Below are 13163 nucleotides of genomic sequence, written 5' to 3'. Positions count from 1 at the left end.
GTCAAAAATTTCACTGCGTATTGTCTAAAAAATAGCCACTGCCAGTACCACATTTGAATGTTCAACAGACCCTAATAGTATCACGCCTTTTGTGGATCATATTGCTGTTCTTTGATGAACAACGTTGGAATAAGGCCACATAAGAAATACGCGCCTGCCATAAGTAAAAGACCTGCACCGATAGAGTTTTGCATGGCCATATAACCAATGGCAACTGGTGCAATAACTGAGCCCAGTCGTCCGATATTGAACGCACCGCCAATAGCAGTACCTCGAATAGCGGTAGGAAAGCTTTCCGTCAAGTAGGTGGCATTGATAGCATAAGGGATGCCGTATAAGAAACCAAAGGTTATCATCAACCAACCGATGTTTTCTGGGGTATGCATATAGACCAACACTGGAATAAATAGCGCTGTGCCCATAGTACCGAAGGCAAATACTATTTTGCGACCAATTCTATCAGCCACTAAACCTGCCACGACTTTAGCAAACATCATCGTCAAGTAAGTACCTGCCATATATAGGGCCATCTCCTTAAATTTGATACCCAGTTCAGTTTCTAGATAAGACGGTAGCCAGTTGCTTACGCCAAAATAACCAAACAATAGAAGCCCTGAGCTCATCGACCATAAAATGAACATAATGCGATGTTTGGGGTTTTCAAATATGGCTTTATAAGGATTTTCAGGTTTTGTGAGTGAATTTTTCGCGCCGCTAAGTTTGAGGGCACGAGCCTCTTTCCAAGACTGTGGTTCAGGGATAAGAAAATACATCGATATCGAGAGAATGATAGGTAGGAACGTTAAGAGATATAAGGTGCGCCAACCATAGACGGGAATAATCCAAGCTGAAATGCTCGTGATCACTAAAGACCCTAATGTAAAACCTGTCATCAATGCTGCGAGTACCGTCGTTCGATGTTTGGTGGGTACCATTTCAGACATCAGGGTGTTAGTGGCAATATATAAACTACCAAGACCCAAACAAGCGGTGAACCGTAATGCTATAAACTGCTCGTAGCTCTGCACAAAGCCACTGAAACCAGATAGCACGGAGAAGAGCGCTGTCGCAATCACGATAACACGTACTCGGCCAAAACGATCACAAGCCCAACCACCAAAAAATCCACCGATGGCCATGCCAAATAATGACCAACTGCCCAAAGCGCCAGCTTGTATGTTGGTCAATCCAAACTCTAGCTTGAGACTTGACAGAGTAAAGGCGAGAATCCCAATATCAGCCCCATCACATAACAGTACTAGAAAACAAAAAAAGAAGGCCAATTTCCAAGGTTGCTTTTGGGTAGAATCTGAGCTTTGATTTGACGTTATAGCGGCACTCTTCACAATTTATATCCTTATTGTTGTGAGAAAGAAATTTTGTAGTAATAGCGACATAAGTCAGGTATCTGCGTCCTAGCAAATACCTCGATACGTTTTAATAGTATAAATATCTTTTATTATTCAAATAAACAGCACTCAAATAAATGACAACTACTCACTAACTTCTTTAATCATATTGCGGGCAATGATGATCTGCTGGATTTGGGTCGTGCCTTCATACAAACGATATAAGCGCACATCACGATAAAAACGTTCAATGCCATAATCGGCAATATAACCAGCGCCACCATGGATTTGTACGGCTCTATCAGCAACACGGCCACACATTTCAGTGGCAAACATCTTGGCACATGACGACTCGGTAACGACATCTTTGCCGTCATCACGCAGGCGTGAAGCATCTAATACCATCGATTTGGCCGCATAAATCTCTGCCTTTGAATCAGCAAGCATCGCTTGAATCAGCTGAAAATTGGCAATGGGTTGACCAAACTGCTTACGCTCAACGGCATAGCGTAGCGCGTCATCTAACATGCGAGTGGCTGCGCCTGTACTCGCTGCAGCGATATGTAAGCGACCTTTATCAAGTACTTTCATGGCGGTTTTAAAACCTACGCCTTCTACACCGCCGATCAACGCATCAGCAGGTACGACACAATTATCAAAAATTACATCACAAGTATGTGCGCCTTTTTGGCCCATTTTTTTATCGATTTTACCAAGTGTAATACCAGGAGTATCGCTCTCAACGATGAATGCTGAAATACCACCAGACCTTTTGTTTTCAGGGTCAGTGCGTGCCATCACGGTAAATATACCGGCTTGAGGGGCATTGGTGATATAACGCTTGGTGCCATTGAGTACGTAAGTATCGCCGTCTTTGATTGCAGTGGTTCGCAGCGATGCAGCATCGGAGCCTGACTCAGGTTCGGTCAAACAAAATGAGCCAATGATTTCACCACTGGCGAGCCTTGGTAGATATTTTTGTTTTTGCGCTTCAGTACCATCGATGACAAGGCCAGAGGAACCAATACCGTTATTAGTGCCTATTAATGAGCGGAAAGCAGGTGAGGTGCGCCCTAACTCAAATGCCAATGTGACCTCTTCTTCCATCGTAACGCCAAGCCCGCCGTATTCCTCGGGAATGGTCAGTCCAAATAGGCCTAACTCACGCATTTGACTGATGATCTCTTCTGGCAGACGGTCATTTTCTGCCACCCAGTCTTCTTTTGGGATCAGTTGGTTATTCACAAATTGACGAATGGTTTGGACGATATGGTCGAGTACTTCCTTATCTCTAATCATGTGATTCTTCCTTGTTTAGATGACGTCTAATATTGATTGATGAGGGCTTTACAATTAATTTGAATAAACAGCATAATCGATAATTTATTGGATTACAATACTTTTGGTTTAAAAAACCGCAATGCGGTATTTATAAAAGAAGCAAGGTGTTAATGATCTTTTTATTTATCAATTTAACTGGCTTTTACTCTTCACAAAAGAAAATAAACAGTATATATTGGTACTGAATATCGCTATGCGGTATTAATAATCATAGTTATTAGTCTGTTTTAAGGGTGGCGGTTTACCTAAAGACATTACTTAAAGGACAGCATCATGGAAGAGCAAATCATCATTTGTGAAACGTTAAACAATGGCGTGAGTTTGATAACACTCAATCGTCCCAAGGTTCGCAATGCTTTGAACACTGAACTACGCGAAAAAATGGCAGAGATTTTTATCAAACTAAACGATGACCCAAAGACTAAAGCTATCGTGCTGACAGGTGGTGATAAGGTGTTTGCGGCCGGTGCTGACATTAATGATTTCTTAACTGCCAAAACAGTCGATGTGTATTTACGTCATAGCGAACGCTATTGGGATGCTATCACCAATTGTCGCAAGCCGATTATCGCAGCGGTAAATGGCTATGCGCTTGGCGGCGGCTGTGAACTTGCTATGCATGCCGACATCATCGTCGCTGGCAAGTCTGCTAAGTTTGGACAACCAGAAATAAAAATCGGACTGATGCCCGGAGCAGGGGGCACGCAGCGTTTGTTTCGCGTGATTGGCAAGCATAAAGCTATGAAGCTGATACTAACAGGCGACATGATAAGTGCTGAGGCAGCGGATCAAATGGGGCTGGTCTCTGAAGTGGTCGAAGATGAGGCGACTATTCATCGTGCCATCGAGATTGCTGAACAACTCGCAGGTTATTCGCCGATTGCTTTAACCCAAATTAAAGAAGTCGCCAATCTCGGGGTAGATATGCCGCTACAAGCTGCCTTAGCTTTGGAGCGTAAAGCCTTTCAGATTTTATTTGATACCGAAGATCAAAAAGAAGGCGCGAAAGCCTTCTTGGAAAAGCGTGACGCGAACTATAAAGGTCAGTAGCTTGTCAAAGCATAGACTTTTTGAAACATAGACTTCTCAAAGCGTAAATTTCTTAAAGCATAGAAAGAAACAGCACATATACTTTGAAAACGAGACTATTCAATAAGAGCATATAAATTAACAAGACCATATAAAGGATTATTATGACTGTTAAATCATTGGCCATTATTGGCACCGGTATTATGGGTATGGGTATTGCCCAAATCGCCGCCCAAGCAGACATTCAAGTGCTGTTATTTGATGCCAAAGCAGGCGCTGCTGAGCAGGGACGTCAATCGCTTCAAGCTATGTTAGAGAAGCTAGCGGCTAAAGGCAAATTCACCGATGAGCAGCTACAGTCTACTTTATCGAATCTAACCGTGATTGAAGATATAGCCAAAATTGCCGATGTTGATGTCGTTATTGAAGCAATCATTGAAAATTTAGACATAAAAAAACAGCTTTTTAAACAGTTAGAAAGCATTGTCCCTGCCGAGACGATTTTGGCAACCAACACTTCATCGCTAGCGGTGACGGCGATAGCCTCCGATTGCGAGCACCCAGAGCGCGTGGCAGGATTTCACTTTTTTAATCCAGTACCCTTAATGAAAATCGTTGAAGTGATTCCGGGCATTTCTACCAAACTTTCAGTAGTAGAAACGCTTACAACTCTAGCCGAACGTCTGGGGCATTTAGGAGTCGTCGCAAAAGATACCCCAGGATTTATCGTCAATCATGGCGGTAGAGCTTTTGGTACAGAAGCGTTGAAAATATTAGGCGAGGGGATCGCTAGTTTTGAGGATATCGATCGTATTTTACGTGAAGGCGCTGGCTTTCGAATGGGGCCATTCGAGCTGCTTGATCTCACTGGCATCGATGTGTCGCATCCGGTCATGGAGTCGATTTATAATCAATATTACTTCGAGCCTCGCTATCGTCCGCATCCCTTGACCCGTCAAATGCTAACGGGTAACAAGCTTGGTCGTAAAGTTGGCGAAGGATTTTATCACTATAAAGACGGTCAAAAATCAACAGTGGGTACGTCGCAACAATCATCGCCTGAAGCATCAGGTTCTAAAGCTAAATTTTCTCAAAAAGTGGTCGATGCTGATACCTCAAACCTCTCAGTTTGGATTGGCGCAGATTTAGCAACAGACAAACAACAGCTGATTGATCATCTAAACGCTAGTGGTATTACTATCGACGATAATGATCAGCCAAATTCTGACAGTTTAATATTACTGGCAATTTATGGCGAAGATACCACCAATGCGGCTATTCGCTATCAGGTGAATCCTAAACAAGCGGTCGCCATTGATATGCTGACTGACTTATCCAAGCATCGTACTCTCATGCCAAGTATCGTCACAGAGGATAATTTTGTGGCGCAAGCTTATGCCCTATTTGGTAGAAATAATAAGCTCGGTAAAAGCTCAGATGAGGACTCAGAGGTTGCTGTCGATGCCACGCTAATTGCCGAAAGCACGGGCTTTGTGGCGCAGCGAGTCGTTGCTATGGTGATTAATTTAGGCTGTGATATTGCGATGCAAGGTATTGCCACACCAAAGGATATCGATAATGCCGTTAAGCTTGGATTGGGTTATCCGTATGGGCCTATCTCATGGGGCGATGAACTTGGTGCCGAGCGCATTTTACTCATCTTAGAGCGTATTTATGGGTTGACGGGTGATCCGCGTTATCGTCCTAGCCCATGGTTACAACGCCGTGCCAAGTTAGGTATCTCATTATTTACTCAGCAAAATAATTATTCAGGTTAATGGCGTATTAATGAATTAGCGCGCCCAAGTGTACAGTTACGAAACCATATGTTTCAATAAAAGAAACTCTTAAAACACAACAAGGAACAGTTATGTTAGACGCCTATATTTATGACGGATTAAGAAGCCCTTTTGGTCGCCATGGAGGCGCACTAGCCACCGTACGTCCTGATGACATGATTGCGACAGTAATGAAAGCTTTGATTGAAAAGCACCAACTGCCTAACGATATTTTTGATGAAGTGCTGATCGGTAATACTAATCAAGCGGGTGAAGACTCGCGCAACATCGCTCGTAATGCTGCATTGCTAGCAGGACTAGATGTAAAAACCCCCGGTCAAACCGTCAACCGTTTATGTGCCTCAGGGTTATCTACTGTCATTGATGCCGCTCGTAGTATCACTTGTCATGAGGGAGATATATTTTTAGCAGGTGGCGTTGAGTCAATGACTCGCGCGCCCTTTGTTTTTGCTAAGACCGAAACGCCTTTTAGTCGTGAATTTAAAGTATTTGATACGACCATTGGCAGCCGTTTCCCGAATCCTCTTTTGACCAAAGAATTTGGTAGCGACAGCATGCCGCAAACGGGTGATAACGTCGCTCGCAAATATGGTATCACTCGCGAGCAAGCAGACAAATTCGCAGCAGCCTCACAAGCTAAATACCAAACCGCCAAACAAGCGGGTTTCTTTGATGAGGAAATAACGCCAATCATGGTGTCGCAAGGTAGAAAATTACCAGAAAAGGCGATAACAGAAGATGAGCATCCTCGCGCCACATCTACTGTGGAAGCGCTACAAAAACTTAAACCTTTAAATGAGAATGGCGTAGTCACAGCAGGTAATGCGTCAGGTATCAACGATGGCGCAGCTGCACTGATTATTGGCTCAAAGCAAGCAGAGGAAAAGTTAGGTTTTAAGCCTATTGCTAAGATTCTCTCATCTGGCGCCATGGGCGTAGAGCCAAATATTATGGGCGTAGGACCTGTTGAGGCCATTAAACTGGCATTGAAACGTGCTGATTTGACCCTTGATGATATGTCCATTATTGAGATTAATGAAGCATTTGCCTCACAAGTACTAGGCTGTCTAAAAGGTCTAGAAATTGACTTTGATGACAAGCGTGTCAACCCTAATGGTGGGGCGATTGCTGTCGGGCATCCGCTGGGTGCATCAGGGGCAAGACTTGCATTAAGTACGGCACGAGAGCTACAGCGCACGGGCGAAAAATACGCAGTGGTCAGCTTGTGCATTGGCATTGGGCAGGGGCTTGCCATGGTAATAGAACGAGTTTAATTCTTTCGTTAATCCACTATAAAAGAGTGACAGCGTTAACCTCGCTTGCCTTGCCCTTCTTTTAAATTGAATCAACTATATGCCCTCGCCATACTATTTTATTATCAAGGACGACAATAATGACTTCTATACTTAACCAACATGAGGATTACCAACAAGCTCAAGAAGCGTATGGTTTTCCTTTGATTATCAAGCAGCTGCTAAACCGTGCAAAAATTGCTTCTACGGATCAAACCATTAGTTATGCCGATAAGGTCACTTATACCTATGCTGAATTTTTTAAGCGCGTTAATCGCTTGGCAAATGTACTTAAAAACATGGGTTTGCAAGCAGGCGATGTGGTTGCTGTTATGGATTGGGACAGTCATCGTTACCTTGAAGCGTATTTTGCCGTGCCGATGTCTGGCATGATTTTGCAAACGGTCAATGTGCGTTTAGCTGAAGATAAAGTGCTGTATACCATTAATCATGCTAAGCCAAAAGCACTATTACTAAATGCCGAATTTGAGCCAATGGCTAAAAACTATCGTCATGAAGCCCCTTCTATCGAGAAAATTGTTTGGCTCGATGATACTGGCTTTGATGATGCTGAGTATGGCGAAGACGATATAAAGAATGATACAAAAACTGAGCAAGCTAGCATGCCAGATTATGTCGAAGGTGAATATGAAGCAATGCTAGCGGCGGCTAGTGATGCGTTTGATTTTCCAGATTTTGATGAAAACACCATCGCCACCACATTTTATACCAGTGGCACGACGGGCGATCCAAAGGGGGTTTTCTTTACCCATAGACAGATCGTATTGCAGACGCTGGCAAGTACGTTAGCATCCGCGCTAAATGCCGAGGGTCAAGGCGCGCGCTACAATGATGTGTACATGCCAATGACGCCATTATTCCATGTGCATGCTTGGTGCTGGCCGTATGGGGCAACCATGATAGGGCTTAAGCAAGTGTATCCGGGGCGCTATCTAGCTCCCACGTTAGTGGACTTAATCGAGCAGCACAAAGTCACGCTTTCACATGGCGTTCCAGCAATTTTGCAGATGCTATTAAAAGAGATGGCAGCACGAGGACGTAAGTTTGAGGGTCTGAAGTTGTTACTTGGTGGCTCAAAGTTGAATGAAGGTTTGGCTAAAGCCGCCATTGAAAGTGGCATCGAGTTTATGTCAGGATTTGGCATGTCAGAATCTTGCCCTGTGCTATCTAGAGCGGTGTTCGATGATAAAACTGATTCGATGGAAATGAAGGATCAGCTCAATTATCGTTGTTTATCTGGCTCACCCATCATGCTCGTTTCAATGGAAATTTGGGATGAAAACGGCAAAGCTTTACCAATGGATGGTGAATCGACAGGGGAGCTTGTAATTCGAGCGCCTTGGCTGACCCAGAGTTATTTTAAAAACCCAGATGCTGGCAATGAGTTATGGCGTGGTGGCTGGATGCATACCCAAGATATTGCCTGTATTACCTCTGACGGCACTCTAAGCATTACGGATCGGCTTAAGGATGTGATTAAGTCTGGTGGTGAGTGGGTATCTTCGCTTGAGGTCGAAACTATTTTATCCTTCCATCCCAGCGTCGCTGATGTTGCCGTCATTGGCGTGCCACATGAAAGATGGGGCGAATGTCCTTTAGCGTTAGTCGTTTTAAAACCTGAATATGTCGATACCAAAGCGGATGATATCTTAGCCTTAGGTCATCAAGCGGTGGAAAAAGGCCATTTACCAAAGTATGGCGTGCCAAGCGAAATCAAGTTTTTAGCAGAAATGCCAAGAACCAGTGTGGGTAAGCTCGATAAGAAAAGAATGCGGATAATGTGCGCAGAAAAACTCATTTAATCCAAAAAAAATCTATTGATGGCTGCAAAAGATAATTGCAGAAAAATCATTTGAGCTTACTGAAAATTTTAACGTATGAGTCAATAGCACGTACGTTCACTGGCATGACTAGAAGAGAAAACTATGAAAGCTTTAGCTATATTACCGGAAATCCAAGAGGTGCTGGATAAAGACAAAAACCATCCCATGCATGGCTTCGCGGTTATCTACTCTCAACAAGTAGCGTGGGGCGATATGGATGCTTTTGGTCACGTCAATAATGTGGTCTATTACACTTATGCCCAAAACGCTCGTATTTACTACAACAGTCAATTAAATCTATTTAATGAAAACACTTTTTCCGTCATGGCAGCATCATCCTGTCAATATTTCAAACCCGTGACTCACCCCGATACCTTATGGATTGGGGTTCGAGTTAAGAAAATTGGTAATGCCAGCTTGATTCATGAATATACCTATTATAGTACGGTGTTAAATACCATCGTTGCTAAGGGTGAGTCCGTGCTGGTATATCTTGATAAAGCGAGTGGGCAGAAAAAAAACATCGATGATACCAAAAAAGCCGCGATTACCGCTTTTGAAAGTTTTAACTAGGGCGTGTCATCATTTAGATTGTGAGGCTTAAAATGAGAAAAATTGCAGCCAAACAAGGAAGAAATTGCCGTAAATATGAACATATTGACAAGATTGCTGACGATGTTTGGCTAAATTTAGCCATTTTAAGGCCACTAAATGTATCAATGTGCTAATTGATGACACGCCCTAAATTAGAAGGCAAGTTTTTTATATAAGGAAATGATGCTGGCATTTATAAGATAAAGAAATACGGTAGCAGCAGATATTTAAAGGAATTTCAATTAATTTAACTGGATTTTAAAACAACACAAGGAATGTGTAGGTTATGCTTTATATCAAAAAGTTGTCTTTTGGTTTGGCTGTTCTTGGAGCATGCGTACAGGCACAAGCGATAGATCTTGTCACCAATGGAGATACCACTTTAAGTATCGGTGGTTATGTTAAAGCGGAAGGCATATTTTATTCTCCCGATGAAGGGGAGTCTGAGTTCAAAGGAAGTGGACGACAATCTCGGATTAATGTTAAAACCACGAAGAACGTAGAGGATAAAAAATTAACAGGTTTTATTGAAGGTGACTTTTATGGCAATGCCGCAAACGGTGGTTCAGACTTGCGGCTCCGCCATGCTTATGTTCAGGTCGATGATTTGACCGTCGGTAAGACGTGGAATGGTCAGTTCTTAGCGGTCTATCCACTTTTGACTGATCAGCTTGACTTTCGGGGCACGGGATTGGGCACCATCTCTGGTGGTGGCGCTGATATTCGTCCAGATTTGACGGTGCATTACACTCATAAAGGGTTTCGTTTTACCGCTCAAGACCCTGTTTATGACGAAGCTAATCTGCCTGACATGGTTGTTAGCTATAAGAATAATATATCTGATCTTAGCTATAACGTGGCGGTCACTGCTCGTGAGGCCAAGAATGGAGACGATTCGGATGTAGGCGTCGGTGTCTCTTTGGCAGGTAAACTAAAACTGGGCAATGACTCGCTACATGCGAGCGTATATAACGGTAAAGGGATGGGCGTCTATTCTACCGTCTGTGTGGGAAGAGCCCTTGGCACGACGGGCGATTTAGATTGCGATGCGGAAAACGGTAAGCTTGTCTCGCAAACGGGCTACACGGTCGGTTACAGGCACAAGTTCACAGAGAAACTGATGAGCAACATGCGCTATGGTGAAATTATGGTGGATGATGAAGCAGATACTTCTGTAAATGTAAAAAGTATCAACCTTGTCTATGAGTATCTGCCAGATCTAGACATTGGTATCGAGTGGAGAGATCGTAGCGACAAAACGCTTTCACAGGTAAAAAAAGGTCAGCAAGTTGAAGTAATGGCCAAATATAACTTCTAAATTATAGTCAGTGAAAAGTAATATGGATATCAGCAGTATCGTAGTGTTTTTGGGGTATTTTGACTATATATGTTGAGAGATAATAAGCAAACCACATCTGCCTTGGCGCTTTAAAACCCAAACCCTTCTGAATTCCAATGCGAGCACAGCTTTCATCTTATGTAGAGACAAAGCTGTGCCTCGCTTCATCCTTCTTTATTTAATATCTCTCTTTCTTCTTCAGCTATTTTTAATTGGCGTTTGAGTTGCTTGATTCCTTCAAGAGCTGACACAACTCCAGTATAATAGGGTTCTGTGGTGACAAGCTTGCTTTGATTAGTTTTGTTCTGCCAATTGGCTAGCTTTTGCATCGCTTTTCCTAATTGCTGAGCAGTTGCAATCGAATTAGCATTATTATCTGCTATCTTTTGACCGATTCTACTTTGAATTCCGTATTATCGCTCTGTATTTTCTTGGTCATGATACACTTATCGTCGAGTGGTTGGTTGACCAAATTTACTGCCATGATTTTTTCAGCATCGCTCAATAAATGTAAATAATGACTGTGAATTTAATGAATAAGTAAAATATTTAACCCATTAATTTTTTCACTCATACGCCTCTAACAAGAAGATTTTATTATGCAAACCAAACGTCCGTTATATATTCCCTTTGCAGGCCCTGCATTATTAGAAACCCCTTTACTAAATAAGGGTAGCGCTTTTTCATCAGAAGAGCGCGATAGCTTTAATTTAACAGGCCTACTGCCTCATAACATTGAGACGATTGAAGAGCAGTCATTACGCGCTTATCATCAACTGCGTTCATTCACTAATGATATGGATAAGCATATTTATCTGCGTAATATTCAAGATACTAATGAAACCTTATTTCATCATTTGATTGAGCAACATATTGAAGAAGTCATGCCGCTCATATATACCCCAACCGTTGGTCAAGCATGTGAAAAATTCTCTCAGATTTATCGCCGCAAACGGGGTTTGTTTGTCTCTTATCCTGAGCGTCATAAAATCGATGACATGCTGCAAAATGCCACCAAACAAAACGTCAAAGTAATCGTTGTCACCGATGGTGAACGTATATTAGGCCTAGGCGACCAAGGCATTGGCGGTATGGGCATTCCCATTGGTAAATTGTCGTTATATACGGCTTGTGGTGGTATTAGCCCCGCTTATTGCTTACCAATCTTATTGGATGTGGGCACCAATAACCAACAGTTACTTGACGACCCTATGTACATGGGCTGGAGAAACCCACGCATCTCGGGTGATGAATATAATGAGTTTGTAGACTTATTTATTCAAGCTGTCAAACGTCGCTGGCCGGAGGCATTATTACAATTTGAAGATTTTGCCCAAGAGAATGCGACACCATTATTGAATAAATATCGTGACCAATTATGCTGTTTTAATGATGACATTCAGGGCACTGCTGCTGTTTCAGTCGGTACCTTGATTGCAGCGTGCTTGAATAAAGGTCAAAAGCTTAGCCAACAGAATATCGCGTTTTTAGGTGCAGGATCTGCTGGCTGCGGTATTGCTGAGCATATTATTCGCCAGATGCAGCGTGAAGGGTTGACGGAGGCGCAGGCTCGCAGCCAAGTATTTATGGTGGATCGTTATGGCTTGCTTACTGATGGCATGACAGAGCTACAAAAATTCCAAGAACCGTTAGTACAAAAAGAATCGGCTATTGCAAGTTGGGATAAAAGTAAAAAGCTTGGTTTGGCGCAAGTGGTGAAGCAAGCAAAAATAACGGTACTATTTGGCGTCAGTGGACAAAAAGGTCTGTTCACCCAAGAGGTAATCGAAGCTTTATGTGTGAATACTGAGCATCCTATTGTCTTACCGCTTTCAAACCCAACATCTCGTGTTGAAGCGACACCGCAAGAAGTAACAAACTGGAGTCGTGGTAAGGCAATCGTTGCAACTGGCAGTCCTTTTCCTCATACCACTTTTGAAGGACAGACTTTCGAAGTGTCGCAGTGTAATAACAGCTATATTTTCCCCGGTATTGGTCTAGGTGTTTTAGCATCACGTGCGACGGGTATCAGCGATAATATGCTAATGGCGGCAAGCCAAGCACTTGCCGATATATCAATGGAGTATGAAAAAGCACCAGGTGCAATATTACCGCCCATTAGAGTCATTAGAGAGATCAGTGAAAAAATAGCCTATGCAGTCGCACGACAAGCGATTGAAGATAAATTGGCACTACCTGTCACGGCAGAGAACTTAGAACGTCAATTAAAGGCCAATTTTTGGTTGCCTAAATACCGCAACTATCGTCGTACTTCTTTTTAGCGGTTAGACAATAGCTGCTAAAAAGTAGCTGCTAGAAAGTACTTATAAAAAAGTACCTATAAAAAACATATATAAGAAAGCCAAATGTTACCGTTAAAAGTAGCATTTGGCTTTCTTGTTATGTAGCATCGTCGATAAAGCGTTTGGTGAGTTTAACCCTTGCCATTTTTGTTTGCCTGTTCCGTAGATTTACTTGGGTATCATATAGTCAAAATATCCCAAAAACGCTACGATACTGCTGATATCAATTTTTTGTAGCCTCTGTCTGCACAGGCACAGCAAGCAAGAAAAATT

The 13163-nt window shown here is 42.7% G+C and carries 10 protein-coding genes; 7 read left to right on the top strand and 3 right to left on the bottom strand.

Features of this window, described 5'->3' with window-relative positions:
* Positions 1-80: 80 nt before the first annotated feature.
* Both JMY08_RS13525 and JMY08_RS13520 read right to left on the bottom strand, forming a co-directional pair.
* Positions 81-1346: an MFS transporter gene (locus JMY08_RS13525; protein WP_201593717.1), complete on the bottom strand. Its 1266-nt coding sequence runs from the start codon at positions 1344-1346 to the stop codon at positions 81-83.
* Between the two features lie 147 nt (positions 1347-1493).
* A complete protein-coding gene (locus JMY08_RS13520) occupies positions 1494-2648 on the bottom strand; it encodes an acyl-CoA dehydrogenase family protein (protein ID WP_101212061.1) in 1155 nt (384 codons plus the stop codon).
* 315 nt (positions 2649-2963) lie between these two features.
* On the opposite strand from JMY08_RS13520, the gene JMY08_RS13515 reads away from it, so the two are divergent.
* From JMY08_RS13515 to JMY08_RS13490, 6 genes are all read left to right on the top strand, one after another.
* Positions 2964-3740, top strand: a complete 777-nt coding sequence (locus JMY08_RS13515) for an enoyl-CoA hydratase (protein ID WP_201593716.1) — start codon at positions 2964-2966, stop codon at positions 3738-3740.
* A gap of 143 nt (positions 3741-3883) precedes the next feature.
* Complete coding sequence (locus tag JMY08_RS13510; RefSeq protein ID WP_201593715.1) at positions 3884-5497, top strand: 3-hydroxyacyl-CoA dehydrogenase; 1614 nt, start codon at positions 3884-3886, stop codon at positions 5495-5497.
* Positions 5498-5589: 92 nt separating this feature from the next.
* Positions 5590-6792, top strand: coding sequence for a 3-oxoadipyl-CoA thiolase (locus JMY08_RS13505; protein WP_201593714.1), 1203 nt, complete (start codon positions 5590-5592; stop codon positions 6790-6792).
* Positions 6793-6911: 119 nt separating this feature from the next.
* Complete coding sequence (locus JMY08_RS13500; protein ID WP_201593713.1) at positions 6912-8633, top strand: fatty acid--CoA ligase; 1722 nt, start codon at positions 6912-6914, stop codon at positions 8631-8633.
* 123 nt (positions 8634-8756) lie between these two features.
* On the top strand, positions 8757-9227 hold the full coding sequence (locus JMY08_RS13495; protein ID WP_201593712.1) for an acyl-CoA thioesterase: 471 nt from the start codon (positions 8757-8759) through the stop codon (positions 9225-9227).
* A 307-nt stretch (positions 9228-9534) separates the two neighbouring features.
* On the top strand, positions 9535-10566 hold the full coding sequence (locus JMY08_RS13490) for a hypothetical protein (protein ID WP_201593711.1): 1032 nt from the start codon (positions 9535-9537) through the stop codon (positions 10564-10566).
* Positions 10567-10751: 185 nt separating this feature from the next.
* Here the strand turns inward: JMY08_RS13490 and JMY08_RS13485 are convergent, their stop codons facing one another.
* On the bottom strand, positions 10752-10916 hold the full coding sequence (locus JMY08_RS13485) for a hypothetical protein (RefSeq protein ID WP_201593710.1): 165 nt from the start codon (positions 10914-10916) through the stop codon (positions 10752-10754).
* Positions 10917-11186: 270 nt separating this feature from the next.
* Here JMY08_RS13485 and JMY08_RS13480 point away from each other — a divergent pair, with 270 nt between their 5' ends.
* On the top strand, positions 11187-12869 hold the full coding sequence (locus JMY08_RS13480) for an NAD-dependent malic enzyme (RefSeq protein WP_189584705.1): 1683 nt from the start codon (positions 11187-11189) through the stop codon (positions 12867-12869).
* Positions 12870-13163: the final 294 nt, after the last annotated feature.

Source organism: Psychrobacter sp. Pi2-51 (assembly GCF_904846665.1).
GTDB lineage: Bacteria > Pseudomonadota > Gammaproteobacteria > Pseudomonadales > Moraxellaceae > Psychrobacter > Psychrobacter glaciei.
Note: the sequence above shows the minus strand (reverse complement) of the source record. Positions and strands in the feature narration are given on the sequence as shown.